At 63.2% G+C, this 14,731-nt stretch carries 8 protein-coding genes; 4 read left to right on the forward strand and 4 right to left on the reverse strand.

What is annotated here, in order from left to right:
• Window positions 1-101: 101 nt before the first annotated feature.
• On the reverse strand, window positions 102-878 hold the full coding sequence (locus BXA01_RS20210) for a TatD family hydrolase (protein ID WP_076565799.1): 777 nt from the start codon (window positions 876-878) through the stop codon (window positions 102-104).
• 3 nt (window positions 879-881) lie between these two features.
• Complete coding sequence (cra, locus tag BXA01_RS20215; RefSeq protein ID WP_076565801.1) at window positions 882-1,877, reverse strand: catabolite repressor/activator; 996 nt, start codon at window positions 1,875-1,877, stop codon at window positions 882-884.
• Window positions 1,878-2,182: 305 nt separating this feature from the next.
• Here cra and ptsP point away from each other — a divergent pair, with 305 nt between their 5' ends.
• From ptsP to BXA01_RS20235, 4 genes are all read left to right on the forward strand, one after another.
• Window positions 2,183-5,044: a phosphoenolpyruvate--protein phosphotransferase gene (ptsP, locus tag BXA01_RS20220; protein ID WP_076565803.1), complete on the forward strand. Its 2,862-nt coding sequence runs from the start codon at window positions 2,183-2,185 to the stop codon at window positions 5,042-5,044.
• Window positions 5,045-5,986: a 1-phosphofructokinase gene (gene pfkB, locus BXA01_RS20225; RefSeq protein WP_076565805.1), complete on the forward strand. Its 942-nt coding sequence runs from the start codon at window positions 5,045-5,047 to the stop codon at window positions 5,984-5,986. It abuts the gene before it with no gap.
• An 11-nt stretch (window positions 5,987-5,997) separates the two neighbouring features.
• On the forward strand, window positions 5,998-7,731 hold the full coding sequence (locus BXA01_RS20230) for a PTS fructose-like transporter subunit IIB (protein WP_076565807.1): 1,734 nt from the start codon (window positions 5,998-6,000) through the stop codon (window positions 7,729-7,731).
• 171 nt (window positions 7,732-7,902) lie between these two features.
• On the forward strand, window positions 7,903-9,444 hold the full coding sequence (locus BXA01_RS20235; protein WP_076565809.1) for an alkaline phosphatase D family protein: 1,542 nt from the start codon (window positions 7,903-7,905) through the stop codon (window positions 9,442-9,444).
• Between the two features lie 119 nt (window positions 9,445-9,563).
• Here BXA01_RS20235 and BXA01_RS20240 read toward each other — a convergent pair whose 3' ends face one another.
• Together BXA01_RS20240 and BXA01_RS20245 are read right to left on the reverse strand one after the other, a co-directional pair.
• Entirely contained in the window at window positions 9,564-12,092 is a 2,529-nt protein-coding gene (locus tag BXA01_RS20240; protein ID WP_076567783.1) for a PepSY domain-containing protein, read from the reverse strand.
• 235 nt (window positions 12,093-12,327) lie between these two features.
• Window positions 12,328-14,649 (reverse strand): TonB-dependent receptor, encoded by a 2,322-nt coding sequence (locus tag BXA01_RS20245; RefSeq protein ID WP_076565811.1) that lies wholly within the window; start codon window positions 14,647-14,649, stop codon window positions 12,328-12,330.
• Window positions 14,650-14,731 lie beyond the last annotated feature (82 nt).

The following is a 14,731-nucleotide window of genomic DNA, read 5'->3' on the forward strand; positions in this document are numbered from 1 at the left end:
TGGGAGCGAGGCTGCTCGCGAAGGCGGTGGGTCAGGCACTGGCGATGTCACTGACAGATTGCTTTCGCGAGCAGGCTCGCTCCCACAGGGGATTTGCGGTGTTACCAGCCGAAGACTTCGCAGCAGTTGGCGGTGCTGGCGTTGGCCAGTTGTTCAGGCGTGATATTCATCAGCTCGGCCAGCGCCGCGCAAATCGCCGGCAGATGCGCCGGGCTGTTGCGCTGGCCGGGGAACATGGCGGGGGCCATGTCTGGTGAGTCGGTTTCCAGTACCACCGATTGCAGCGGCAGTTCCGGCAGCACCCGATGCATGCGCAATGCCTGCGGCCAGGTCGGTGCGCCGCCGAGGCCCAGTTTGAACCCGAGCTTGATGTACTCCCGCGCTTCCTCGCGACTGCCGGCGAAGGCGTGGATGATGCCGGCGCGTTTGAGTTTGAAGCGCTTGAGCGTGGCGATCACTGCTGCATGACTGCGGCGTACGTGGATCAGCGCTGGCAACTCGAAGTCCGCCGCCAGTTGCAGCTGCGCTTCGAACAACGACTGTTGCCGCTCGCGATCGAGGTTTTCGATGAAGTAATCCAGGCCGATCTCGCCCACCGCACACAGCTGACGATTTCCGCGCAAGCGCGTCAGCCAGTCCCCCAGCGCGCTCAAATCTTCGGGGCGATGCTGATCGAGAAATACCGGGTGCAATCCGAACGCCGCATACAGCTCGGCATCGCTCTGCACCAGATCCCACACCCGTTGCCAGTTGCCCTGATGCACCCCCAGCACGACGATGCGCCGCACGCCGAGGGCGCGGCTTTCGGCCAGCAGCGCCGCGCGATCGGCGTCGAAGTCGGGAAAGTCGAGGTGGGTGTGGCTGTCGATCAGCTCCACGATTCAGTCCCGATGAATACGCTGCTTGAAGGTCCGCGCGATGGCTTGCACGCCCGGTTGGTAGTCATCCTGCTCGACGGCGGCCAGGGCCAGTTCCAAGGCCTTGTCGGCGATCAATTGGTGTTGCTGGGACATGGCGTTGACCGGCAGCGGCAGGAAATCCAGCAGTTGCGTGTCGCCGAAGGTGCCGAGGCGCAGCGGCCGCGATTTCAGCGGGAAATCATGCAGCGCATCGAACACGCCCTGCAGCAGCACGTAGGAAGTGGTCACCAGTGCGTCAGGCAAATGCCCCAGACGCTGCAGGAGTTCTTCCATCAATTGCTTGCCGCACTCACGGCTGAACGACTCGGCGTGCTCGACCAGCACCTCACCTTTGAAATCGTTGAGCGCTGCGCGGAAACCGGCGGCACGTTCCTGGCTGATGCTCAGCTCCGGCCGTGCGCCGAGCAGCACGATCTGCTTTGGCTGCGGATCGAGCAGGCTCTGGGTCAGATGCAGGCTGGCCTCGCGGTCGTCGCTGATCACCGAGCAGAAATGCTCCGGCTCCATGACCCGGTCGATGGCGATGATCGGCAGCCCCTTGGCCTGCAACTGCCGATAGCTGTCATCACCGGTCGGCAGGCAACTGGCAACGATCAGCGCATCGCAACGACGGGCGCGGAACAGTTGCAGCAACTGGCGCTCGCTGTCCGGCGCATCGTCGGAGCTGGCGATCAGCAATTGATAGCCGCGAGCCCGCGCGCCTTGTTCGAGCAACTTGGCGATCCGCGCGTAACTGGGGTTTTCCAGATCCGGCAGGATAAAACCCAGGGTGCGCGTGTGCCGACTGCGCAGACCGGCCGCTTGCGGATTGGGCGTGAAGCCGTGCAGATCGACCACCGCGCGCACGCGCTCGACGGTCGCGTTGCTGATGCGTTGCTGTTCGGCCTTGCCGTTGATGACGTAGCTGGCGGTGGTGACGGAGACGCCGGCCAACCGCGCGATATCACTGAGTTTCAACCCGGTATTTCCTTGTTTTTTCGAGCATGCCGCGACATTTTCGCCAATCCTACCCGATAAGGGCAGTCGACTTATTGCCTGGGCAGATCCGACCAGTTGGACTTCAAGGATGAGACATTATCGAGTAACGTGCCGATCAATCTAGATTAAACGTTTCAGCAAGCGTATTTTCTACGTTTTAGACGCCTTTGGCCGGTCCTGCCGTGAAACCGCCAAAACTGCCGCTGAAAAGCGCGGCAGAGCGCCTAAGCTGTGAACCATTCAAAACAATACCTGGCGTTGAACTGCGCCAAAAAGGAGATCGCATGCTCGAGCTCACTATAGAGCAGATATCCATGGGCCAGTCGGCCGTGGATAAACCCGCTGCCCTGCAATTGCTGGCCAGTCATCTGGTCGCCGATGGTCTGGTAGCTGACGGCTACCTCGCCGGCCTGCAGGCCCGGGAAGCCCAGGGCTCGACCTTTCTCGGTCAAGGCATCGCCATTCCCCACGGTACCCCGGAAACCCGCGATCAGGTATTCGCCACCGGCGTGCGCCTGATGCAGTTTCCCGACGGCGTCGACTGGGGCGATGGCCAGATCGTCTATCTGGCGATCGGCATCGCGGCGAAATCTGATGAACACCTGCGCCTGCTGCAACTGCTGACCCGCGCCCTCGGCGAGACCGATCTGGGCCAGGCCCTGCGTCGCGCCAGCTCGCCCGAAGCGCTCCTGAAGCTGCTGCAAGGCGCGCCGCAGGAACTGGCGCTCGATGCGCAGATGATCGGCCTCGGCGTGTCGGCCGATGATTTCGAAGAACTGGTCTGGCGCGGCGCACGTCTGCTGCGTCAGGCCGATTGTGTGAGCAACGGCTTTGCCGGCGTGTTGCAGCAAGTCGAAGCGCTGCCCCTGGGCGACGGCCTGTGGTGGCTGCACAGCGAGCAGACAGTGAAGCGTCCGGGGCTGGCGTTCGTCACCCCGGATAAACCGATGCGCTACCTCGGCCAGCCGCTCAGTGGTCTGTTCTGCCTGGCGAGTCTGGGCGAAGCGCATCAGGCGCTGCTCGAGCGTTTGTGCGCGTTGCTGATCGAAGGTCGTGGCCACGAACTGGGCCGCGCCACCAGCAGTCGCAAAGTCCTTGAAGTGCTCGGCGGTGAATTGCCTGCCGACTGGCCGAGTGCACGTATTGCCCTGGCCAATGCCCACGGTCTGCACGCACGGCCGGCGAAGATCCTCGCGCAACTGGCGAAGAGTTTTGATGGCGAAATACGCGTGCGCATCGTCGATAGCCAGGACAGCGCCGTGTCGGTGAAGAGCCTGAGCAAACTGCTCAGCCTCGGCGCCCGCCGCGGTCAGGTGCTGGAGCTGATTGCCGAACCGAGCATCGCCAGCGATGCCTTGCCGGCCTTGCTCGCGGCGATTGAAGAAGGCCTCGGTGAGGAAGTCGAGCCGCTGCCGGCCGAGAGTCAGCAGCGCGAAGTGATCGCCGACATCGCCGAAGTGCTGATCGCCCCGGCCTCCGGCAGCCTGTTGCAGGCGATTCCTGCCGCACCGGGCATCGCCATCGGCCCGGCGCACATTCAGGTCCTGCAAGCCATCGATTATCCGTTGCGCGGCGAATCTGCCGCGATCGAGCGCGAGCGCCTCAAGCAAGCGCTGAGCGACGTGCGCCGCGACATTCAGGGCTTGATCGAACGCAGCAAGGCCAAGGCGATTCGCGAGATTTTCATCACTCACCAGGAAATGCTCGACGACCCGGATCTGACCGACGAAGTCGACACCCGCCTCAAGCAAGGCGAAAGCGCCGAAGCGGCGTGGATGGCGGTGATCGAAGCTGCGGCCAAACAGCAGGAATCGCTGCAGGACGCTTTGCTCGCCGAGCGTGCCGCCGATCTGCGCGACATCGGTCGCCGGGTGCTGGCGCAATTGTGTGGCGTGCAGACCGCGAACGAACCTGAGCAACCGTACATTCTGGTGATGGACGAAGTCGGCCCGTCCGATGTCGCGCGCCTGGATCCTGCGCGAGTGGCAGGGATTCTCACCGCACGCGGCGGCGCTACCGCGCACAGCGCAATCGTCGCCCGCGCGCTCGGTATTCCAGCACTGGTCGGCGCGGGTGCAGCGGTGCTGTTGCTCGAGCCGGGCACGCCGCTATTGCTCGACGGTCAGCGTGGCCGTCTGCATGTCGACGCCGATGCCGCGACCCTCAAGCGTGCCGCTGAAGAGCGCGACACCCGCGAGCAACGCCTGAAGATCGCCGCCGAACAACGCCATCAACCGGCGCACACCACCGACGGCCACGCCGTCGAAGTGTTCGCCAACATCGGCGAAAGCGCAGGCGTGACCAGCGCGGTGGAGCAGGGCGCCGAAGGCATTGGTCTGCTGCGCACCGAACTGATTTTCATGGCCCACCCACAGGCACCGGACGAGGCAACCCAGGAAGCCGAATACCGTCGCGTCCTCGATGGTCTGGCCGGACGGCCGCTGGTGGTTCGTACGCTCGACGTCGGCGGCGATAAACCGCTGCCGTATTGGCCGATTGCCAAGGAAGAAAACCCGTTCCTCGGCGTGCGCGGCATTCGCCTGACTCTGCAGCGGCCACAGATCATGGAAGCGCAACTGCGCGCCTTGCTGCGCTCGGCCGACAACCGTCCGCTGCGGATCATGTTCCCGATGGTCGGCAGCGTCGAAGAGTGGCGCCAGGCCCGTGACATGACCGAGCGTCTGCGCTTGGAAATTCCAGTCGCCGATCTTCAGCTGGGGATCATGATCGAGGTGCCGTCGGCCGCGTTGCTTGCGCCAGTGCTGGCCAAGGAAGTCGACTTCTTCAGCGTCGGCACCAACGACCTGACCCAATACACCCTGGCCATCGACCGTGGTCATCCGACCCTGTCTGCACAAGCGGACGGCTTGCACCCGGCGGTCCTGCAACTGATCGACATCACCGTGCGCGCCGCCCATGCCCATGGCAAATGGGTGGGCGTCTGCGGCGAGCTGGCGGCGGACCCGCTGGCGGTGCCGGTGCTGGTTGGTCTCGGTGTCGACGAGCTCAGCGTCTCCGGGCGCAGCATTGCCGAAGTCAAGGCGCGCATCCGTGAACTCAGCCTGCCCCAGGCGCAAACCCTCGCTCAACAGGCCCTGGCCGTGGGCAGCGCGAATGAAGTACGCGCATTAGTGGAGGCCCTGTAAATGGCCAAGATTCTCACCCTGACCCTCAACCCGGCTCTCGACCTCACCGTCGAGCTGTCACGGCTGGATGCCGGTCAGGTCAATCGCAGCGAGGAGATGCACACCCACGCTGCGGGCAAAGGCGTCAACGTCGCCCAGGTGCTGGCGGATCTCGGCCATCAGGTCACCGTCAGCGGCTTTCTCGGCGAAGACAATCTGCAAGCGTTCGAAACCCTGTTCGCCAAGCGTGGTTTTGTCGACGCGTTCATCCGCGTGCCGGGCGAGACGCGCAGCAACATCAAAGTCGCCGAACAGGACGGGCGCATCACCGACATCAACGGCCCCGGCCCGGTGGTCGATGCAACGGCGCAGCAAGCCTTGCTTGATCGCTTGCAGCAGATCGCACCGGGGCACGATGCGGTGGTGGTCGCCGGCAGTCTGCCGCGCGGCGTCACTGCGCAGTGGTTGCGCGAGCTGATTGAAAGCTTGAACGCGCTCGGCTTGAAAGTCGCCCTTGATTCCAGCGGCGAAGCCTTGCGCGTCGCGTTGCAGGCCAGCCCCTGGCTGATCAAGCCGAACACCGAAGAACTGGCCCACGCCCTCGGCTGCGAAGTGGTGTCGCCGATCGCCGAAGCACAAGCCGCCGCACGTTTGCATGCGCAAGGCATCGAGCACGTGGTGATTTCCCACGGCGCCGACGGGGTCAACTGGTTCAGTGTCGGCTCGGCCCTCCATGCCTCGCCGCCGAAGGTCAGCGTGGCCAGCACGGTCGGTGCCGGCGATTCCTTGCTGGCCGGCATGCTCCACGGTCTGCTCAGTGCTGATACGCCGGAGCAAACCCTGCGCACCGCCACCGCGATTGCGGCGATGGCGGTGACCCAGATCGGTTTTGGCATCAACGACGCAGCGCAACTGGCGCAGCTCGAACAGGGCGTGCGCGTGCGCCCCCTGACAGAACAATAAGAGGGTTTGTCATGAAGTTAGCCATTGTTACGGCTTGCCCGAACGGCATGGTCACCAGTGTGCTGTGCGCGCGCCTGCTCGATGCAGCGGCGCAGCGCCAGGGCTGGAGCACCAGCGTTGAAGTGGTCGATCCGGCACACCCGGAACGCGAATTGTCGGCGGCGACCATCGAAGCCGCCGAGTGGGTCTTGCTGGTCACCACCGGCGCGGTGGACATGAGCCGGTTTGTCGGCAAGCGCGTGTTCCAGATCGCTCCGGCGCAGGCGCTGCAGGATGTCGAAGCGGTACTGCGTCGCGGTGCCGAAGAAGCCGAAGTCTACGTGGCCAGCGCAGTCGAACCGGCGATTGACGCGCCACGTGCGCCGCGCATCGTTGCTATCACGGCCTGCCCGACCGGCGTCGCCCACACCTTCATGGCCGCCGAAGCGTTGCAGCAGACTGCCAAGCGCCTGGGTTATGAATTGCAGGTCGAAACCCAGGGCTCGGTCGGCGCGAAAACACCACTCAGCGCAACGGCCATCGCCGACGCAGACGTGGTGCTGCTGGCGGCGGATATCGACGTCGCCACCGAGCGTTTCGCCGGCAAGAAAATCTATCGCTGCGGCACTGGCGTTGCGCTGAAGCAATCCGAAGCGACCCTGAAAAAAGCCCTGGCCGAAGGCGCTGTAGAAAGTGCGGCAAGCGACGGCAAGGCTGCGGCCAAGTCGGAAAAAACCGGCGTCTACAAACACCTGCTCACGGGTGTGTCGTACATGCTGCCAATGGTGGTGGCAGGTGGTTTGCTGATCGCGTTGTCGTTCGTGTTCGGCATCACCGCGTACAAGGAAGAAGGCACGCTGGCGGCGGCACTGATGCAGATCGGCGGCGAAACCGCGTTCAAGCTGATGGTGCCGCTGCTCGCCGGGTACATCGCCTACTCGATCGCCGACCGCCCGGGCCTGGCGCCGGGGATGATCGGCGGCTTGCTCGCAGGCACTCTGGGCGCCGGATTCATCGGCGGGATCATTGCCGGTTTCATCGCCGGTTATGCCGCCAAAGCCATCGCCCGCTATGTGAAATTGCCGCAGAGCCTGGAAGCGCTGAAGCCGATTCTGATCATTCCGTTGCTGGCCAGTCTGGTCACCGGCCTCGTGATGATCTACGTGGTCGGCAAACCGGTCGCCGGCATGCTCGCCGCGCTCACGCAGTTCCTCGACAGCATGGGCACCACCAACGCGATTCTGCTCGGCGTGTTGCTCGGCGGCATGATGTGCGTCGACCTCGGCGGGCCGATCAACAAGGCTGCCTATGCGTTTTCGGTGGGGCTGCTGGCCTCGCAGAGTTACGCACCGATGGCCGCGACCATGGCCGCCGGCATGGTGCCGCCGATTGGCCTGGGCATCGCCACCTTCATTGCCCGGCGCAAGTTCGCCCAGACTGAACGCGAGGCCGGCAAAGCGGCTTTCGTGCTGGGCCTGTGCTTTATCTCCGAAGGGGCGATTCCGTTTGCCGCGAAAGACCCGCTGCGGGTGATTCCGGCGAGCATCGCTGGCGGCGCGCTGACCGGTGCCTTGTCGATGTACTTCGGCTGCAAACTGATGGCGCCGCACGGTGGCTTGTTCGTGCTGGCGATCCCGAATGCGATCAACCATGCGCTGCTGTATCTGCTGGCGATTGTTGCGGGGAGCCTGGTCACGGCGGTGGTGTATGCGCTGCTCAAACGGCCTGAGGCTGTCGAGTTGGCAGTCGAACCCGTCAACGCCTGATACCCGCCAAACCCTGTGGGAGCGAGCCTGCTCGCGAAAGCGGAGTGTCAGCTGAAGATGTGGTAGCTGGCAGGACGCCTTCGCGAGCAGGCTCGCTCCCACAGGAGTCTGCATTGTCATAGCGGATTCATACACCCGTGCTTAAGTTTTCCCTTTTGCAGGGAGAACACCATGAGCGATTTCAATCTCGGTCGGCGTCGCGTCATGCAAGCGGTCGGCGCCGGGCTGTTGCTGCCGGGGCTGGCGCCGGCGGTGATTGCCTCGGTCAAGGATCGTCCGCAGCTCACCGACGGCGTGCAGTCCGGCGACCTGCTCGGCGACCGCGCGATGATCTGGAGTCGCAGCGATCGGCCGGCGCGCCTGGTGGTCGAGTGGGACACCGGCAGCCTCTTCGGCAACCCGCGCAAATTCGTCTCGCCACTGGCCGATGCGCGCAGTGATTTCACCGCCCGCGTCGAACTCACCGGCCTGCCGGCCAACCAGGCAATTTTCTATCGCGTGCACTTCGAAGACGCCCAGAGCGGGGTCGCCAGCGAACCGTGGTTCGGCCATCTGCGCAGCGTGCCAACGACAAAACGCGACATCCGTTTTGTCTGGAGCGGTGACACCGTCGGCCAGGGCTTCGGGATCAATCCGGACATCGGCGGCATGCGCATCTACGAAGCCATGCGCCTGCGTCTGCCGGACTTCTTTATTCACAGCGGCGACACCATCTACGCCGACGGCCCGGTGCCCGCGCAACTGACCACCGAAAGCGGGCGCATCTGGCGCAATATCACCACCGAAGCCAAGAGCAAAGTCGCGCAGACTCTCGACGATTATCGCGGCAACTATCGCTACAACCTGATGGACGAAAACATCCGCCGCTTCAACGCCGAAGTGCCGCAGATCTGGCAGTGGGACGATCACGAAGTGGTCAACAACTGGTCGCCGGGCAAGCAGCTGGATGAGCGTTATCAGGAGAAAGATATCCACAAGCTGGTCGGCCGCGCGCGGCAGGCGTGGCTGGAATATGCGCCGATGCGTTTGCAAGCGGCGGACGGCGGCGGGCGGATTTATCGCAAGCTCAGCTACGGACCGATGCTCGATGTGTTCGTGCTGGATATGCGCAGCTATCGCGAAGCCAACGATGCCAACCTGGGCGCGGCAAAACCGTTTCTCGGCCGTGAGCAACTGGACTGGCTCAAGCGTGAATTGCAGGCGTCGACGGCGCAGTGGAAAGTCATCGCCGCCGACATGCCCATCGGCCTGGGCGTCCCGGACGGCGAGGTCAGCCCGGGGGTTGCACGCTGGGAAGCCGTGGCCAACGGCGACCCCGGCCCGGCGCAGGGGCGTGAACTGGAAATTGCCGAATTGCTCGGATTTCTACGTGCGCAGCAGGTGCGTAATTTCGTGTTTCTGACGGCGGACGTGCACTACTGCGCGGCGCATCACTACCACCCGGACCGCGCGGCGTTTCAGGATTTCGAACCGTTCTGGGAGTTTGTTGCCGGGCCGTTGAACGCCGGCAGTTTCGGGCCGAATCCACTGGACAAGACGTTTGGCCCAGAGGTGGTGTTCGAGAAAGCACCGCCCGCACAGAACACCTCGCCGTTTGCCGGGTTTCAGTTTTTTGGCGAGGTGAATATCGAGGGGCAGAGCGGCGAGATGAGCGTGGTGTTGCGGGATCTGGATGGCATCGCTGTTTACGAACAGAAACTCCAACCGGACTGAGCAGCACGTCCCCTGTGGGAGCGAGCCTGCTTGCGAAAGCGGACTTACAGCCAACACCAATGTTGACTGTTAAATCGCCTTCGCGAGCAGGCTCGCTCCCACCAGGGGATGGTGTTGGGTCAGTAAACATCCCGGCGATAGCGGCCCTGTTCGATCAGGCGTTCGACTTCGGCGCTGCCGAGGATATCGCTGAGGGCCTGGTCTACGCCTGAGGCCATCCCCTGAAGGCTGCCGCAGATATAGATAACTGCACCATCAGCCAACCACTTTTTCAATTCATCCGCAGACTCACGCAAGCGATCCTGCACATAAACCTTCTCAGCCTGATCCCGCGAAAACGCCAGATCCAGCCGCGCCAGATCACCATTGACCAGCCATTCCTCCAGCTCGGCGCGGCAGAGGAAGTCGTGCTCGCGGTTGCGCTCGCCGAACAGCAGCCACTGCCGTTGCTGACCATCGGCAATGCGTGCCTTGAGCAGGCTGCGCAGGCCGGCCAGGCCAGTGCCGTTGCCCAGCAGGATCATTGGCACGGGTTCGTTCGGCAGATGGAAACCGCTGTTTCGCCGCACGCGCAGGCTGATGCTGCCGCCCACTGGCGCGTGTTCGGTGAGCCAGCCGGAGCCGATGCCGAGGCTGCCGTCGTTGTGCTGTTCCTGACGCACGATCAGCTCCAGCACGCCGTCAGCGGCAATCGAGGCGATGGAGTATTCGCGCATGGCCAGCGGCACCATCGCGTCGACCAGCGACTGCGCATGTAGGCCGACCAGATGCGCGCGGTGTTCGGGCAGTTGCCGTGAGGCGAGGGCCACCTCCAGTGGTTCGTCGATGCCGTTGACCTTCACCTGAGTTTCGCCACGAATGCCGAGGCCGTCGAGGAAATGTTCGATGGCCCACGGGCAGTTGCGTGGCAGCACTTCGACCAGGTCACCGGCCAGCCAACTGCGGGTGTCCGGGGCTTTGAGGCCGAGCAGGTAGACCGGCGCGCCGCTGCTGTCGGGGTTCATCAGTTCGCGACGGACCAGCGTCCAGTTGTCGTAGCTGGGTGCTTGCCAGGTTTCGCTCGGCGCCTGTCCGGTGAGCTGGCCGAGTTGGGTTTGCCAGTGACGCAGCGCGTAAGGATCGCCGCTGTCGACTTCCACCGGGGCGAACAACGTTTTGCCGCCGTGTTCGCCGAGCCATTGATGCAGGCGTTTGGCGAAGCCGCAGAAGTGCGCGTACTGCCGATCGCCGAGGCCGAGCACGGCGTAGTTGAGGCTGTCGAGTGTCGAGGCCTTGGCCAGCACTTTGCGTTCGAAACCCCGCGCGCTGTCCGGCGCTTCGCCGTCGCCGAAGGTGCTGACCACGAACAACGCGTTATTGGAATTGCGCAGGTCCCGTTCGCCGATATTGGCCAGTGGCTGTACGTTGACCGGCAGCCCGGCGGCCTGTAGTTGTCCGGCGGTCTGCCACGCTAATTGCTCGGCGAATCCGCTCTGGCTGGCGAAACCGATCAGCCAGGCCGAAGCCTCGGCGGACGGTTGCGCGAGGCCTTGGCGGGCATCCTTGATCTGCTTTTTCTTGCGCCGACGATCCAGATACAGCAGCCAGCCAGTGATGAAAAACAGCGGCATGCACACCGCTGCGATCGTCACGATGATGCGCCCGACAAGGCCGAAATAGCTGCCCACGTGCAGCGCATAAATGCTGGTCAGCAGTTGGGCCTTGAAGCTTTTGTCGGCATAGCGGTCGACGCGTTTGACCACGCCGGTGGCCGGGTCGAGGGTGATCTGGTTCAGCGCGCGGTCATGGGGTGAGCTGTCGAGCAGGTAGAACACCGTCGCCGGTTGGCCGGCCACCGCAGGCATGCGAATGTTATACGCGGCCAGGCCCGGGCCGGCAGCGCTGTAGATGCTGCTCCACATCGCCGCGTAGTCGGCGGTCGGTGCCGGGCCTTCCGGCGCCGGGCCGCGACCGCCGCGTACGCGTTCGTTTTGCGGCGCGTCGGAAAGCAGTCGGGTCAGGCCTTTGTTGTACCACTCGTACGACCATGACAACCCGGTCAACGCCAGCAGCAGATAGACCAAAAGGCACCAGGTGCCGGCCACCGAGTGCAGATCCCAATTGAACGCGCGGCCCTTCTTTTTCCAGTCCAGGGTCAACCACACGCGCCAGCTGTTCCACTGGCGTGGCCAACGCAAATACAGACCAGAAAGGCAGAAGAACAACAGCATCAAGGTGCAGGCGCCGGTGATGTTGCGCCCGGTGTCGCCCATGGCGAGGAAGCGGTGCAGTTGCAGCATCAGGCCGAAGAAGTCCTGGCCAGTGGCGTCGCCCTTGAACTCGGCGGTGTACGGATCGAAGTAGCGCATCTCGCCACGCCGTTCGCCTTTGGGTGGGGTGAAGTAAACGCGTGCGGCGTGACCGCTGTCGGTCTCGACCCAGAGCATCGCGACTTTCTTGCCGGACGCAGCTTCGATGCGCTCCACCAGTTCCACCGGCGGCAGCACTCCGGCGACCTGTTTTTCCACCTGCAGAACGGACGGATTCAGCGCGCGCAGGATCTCGTCCTGAAACGAATAGGCCGCGCCGGTGATGCCCATCAGAGCCAGCACCAGCCCTGCGGTGATGCCAAAAAACCAGTGCAACTGGAACAGGGTTTTCTTCAACACGTCACTCGCCGTCCGTTCGGAAATTGTCATCACGGCGCGCATTATGCCGTGGGTTATCAAGAAGCGTTTTGCGTAACACACGAAAGCCCCGTTCAACTGAATGAACGGGGCCGAGCCTCGCGGCACATTCTCTGTGGGAGAGAGCCTGCTCGCGAAAGCGGTGTGTCAGTCAGCATCAATGTTGCTGAAAGATTGCCTTCGCGAGCAGGCTCGCTCCCACAGTTATTCACATCGGTCAGAAGTGGAAGTTGGTGCTCAACAGCGCCGTGCGTCCCGCCGCCTGATTGGCGAAGTGGGTCGAGAAGGCTTTGTCGTAATAGGTTTCGTCGGTCAGGTTCTGCACGTTGAGTTGCAGGTCGACGTTCTTGGTCAGCTTGTAGGCCGCCATCGCGTCGTAACGCACGTACGAATCGACCATCGTCGTGTTGGCGACACTGCCGTAGACGTCATCGACGTAGAACGCGCCACCACCGATCGTCAGCTTTGGCGTGACCTGATACGTGGTCCACAGGCTGGCGCTGTTTTTCGGTGTGTTCGGCAGATCGTTGCCGTCGTTGGCGCGACCCAGCGGGCCACCATCAACCTGTTCGCTGTCCATGAAGGCGTAACCGGCGAACACCTGCCACTTGTCGGTGATCTTGCCGCTGGCCGACAGTTCGAAGCCTTGTACGCGGGTCTTGCCGGCGTTCTCGTAGGAGCTGGTGTCGACCTGCACGCGAGCGTTTTCCTTCTCGGTGCGGAAGATGTCGGCGGTCAGCGACAGGCGATCATTGAGCAGATCCCACTTGGTGCCGATCTCGTAGTTCTTGGTGGTTTCCGGCTCCATGTCGCTGCTCAGCAGGTTGCCGCTGCGATCCGGCGTGCCGCCCAGCGGGTTGCCTTCCTGACCTTCGCCCAGGGTGTTGCCCGGCGGTGTCGCCGAGGTTGCATAAGAGGCGTAGATGCTGCCGTTTTCCGCCGGCTTGTAGACCACGCCGAACTGGCCGGTGACGAATTCGCTGGTGTCATCGCCCTTCGAGGTGGTGGTGCCTGCTGCGTTGTAGGTTTTGTAGTCGGTGTCGAAGTGGTCGTAGCGCAGGCCCATGTTCACCAGCCACTGCTCGGACAACTCCAGCGTGTCGAATACGTACAGCGCGTAGGTGTCCGCCTGGGTGTCGGTGCCGGCGTAGTTGCGCGAGATCGCACCGTTCCACGGATCGTTCGGGTTCGGGTTCGACAGCGAGGTGCAGTTGTAATTGCTCGAGGCGCCAATCATCGCCGGTGTGCAGTTACTGCTGGAAGGCACATTGGTCGTACGCGGCGTAGTGTCGGTGTTGACGTTGTACGAGGATTTCTCGCTCTGCTCACGGGTGTATTCGACACCGGTGGAGAAGCTGTTCTTGAAACCGGCCACGTAGAAGGTGCCGAACAGGTCGGTCTGGTTGGTGGTGGTTTCGGTGTTGCTCACCCGCGTGTTGGCCCGACGCCAGACGCTGCCGTTGTTGACGTTGCCCTTGCTGTCGTCCGGCTGGGTGAGGATGTAATCCTGCATGCTGCTGCCGTGGCGCAGGGTGTTCTTGATGGTCAGCGCATCATTGAGGTCGTGCTCGATGGCGAAGGTCGCGGTGTCGGTGCGGCCCTTGCGGAAGTCGCGATCCAGACCGTAAAAGTTGTCGTGATCGCCACCGGCGTACGGCTTGTCCGGGTTGGACTTGGTGCGTGCGGCCGAACCACCGGTTGGGATGGTGTACGGGATGCCCGAGTCCGGGGTGTCGTTGCTTTCCAGATGGTAGTAGTCGAGGTTTACACGGGTATCGGTGCCCAGGCCGAAGGCCAGCGACGGCGCGATGCCCCAGCGGTCGTAATCGACCTTGTCGCGACCGGCGACGTTGCTCTCGTGGCTCATCAGGTTGAGACGGCCGGCAGCGCTGTCGCTGAACTGGTAGTTGCCGTCGAGGGTGTAGCGCTGGGTCTGGTCGGAGCCATAGGTGAAGCCGCCGTCGAACGAGTTGCCCAGATGCGCTTTCTTGCTCACCAGGTTGATGCTGCCGCCGGCCGCGCCACGACCGCCGATCGCCGAGTTCGGACCTTTGCTGACTTCGATGTTTTCCACAGCGAAGATTTCACGGCTCTGCGAACCGGTGTCGCGCACGCCGTCCAGATAGGTGTCGCCCTGGGCGTCGAAGCCGCGAATGAACGGACGGTCGCCCTGCGGGTTGCCGCCTTCACCGGCGCCGAAGGTGATGCCCGGCACGGTGCGCAGCGCGTCCTGCATATTCAGCGCGCCGGTGTCCTTGAGCACTTGTTGCGGGATGACGGTGACCGAGCGCGGGGTGTCGACCAGCGGTGCGGTGTACTTGGGCGAGGAGGCTTTTTCGACCTGATAGGAGGTCGAGTCCTGGGCTTCGCCGGTGATGGCGGTGGCATCCAGGGCAATGGCGTTGCCGGAAGTTTTGCTCTCGGTTTTTTCCGCCGCGAAGACCATCTGCCCAGCCGAGCCGGCGGTGATTGCGACACCGATTGCCGAGGCGAGCAGACGTGGTGAACTGACCGGTAGTTGTGCGTGTTGACGTGCCATTTTTATTCCCCTCCCCAAGGATTTGAGGCGGCGGAATATAGGGTAAACAGGTATTCGTATCAATTGCGAAACATTGTTATTC

Source organism: Pseudomonas sp. B10 (assembly GCF_900156235.1).
GTDB lineage: Bacteria > Pseudomonadota > Gammaproteobacteria > Pseudomonadales > Pseudomonadaceae > Aquipseudomonas > Aquipseudomonas siliginis.

Bases quoted from the DNA above. Each gene is read 5' to 3' on its own strand.
- BXA01_RS20245 (WP_076565811.1), bottom strand. From the start codon at position 14,649: ATGGCACGTCAACACGCACAACTACCGGTCAGTTCACCACGTCTGCTC.
- pfkB (WP_076565805.1), top strand. From the start codon at position 5,045: ATGGCCAAGATTCTCACCCTGACCCTCAACCCGGCTCTCGACCTCACC.
- BXA01_RS20235 (WP_076565809.1), top strand. From the start codon at position 7,903: ATGAGCGATTTCAATCTCGGTCGGCGTCGCGTCATGCAAGCGGTCGGC.
- ptsP (WP_076565803.1), top strand. From the start codon at position 2,183: ATGCTCGAGCTCACTATAGAGCAGATATCCATGGGCCAGTCGGCCGTG.
- BXA01_RS20230 (WP_076565807.1), top strand. From the start codon at position 5,998: ATGAAGTTAGCCATTGTTACGGCTTGCCCGAACGGCATGGTCACCAGT.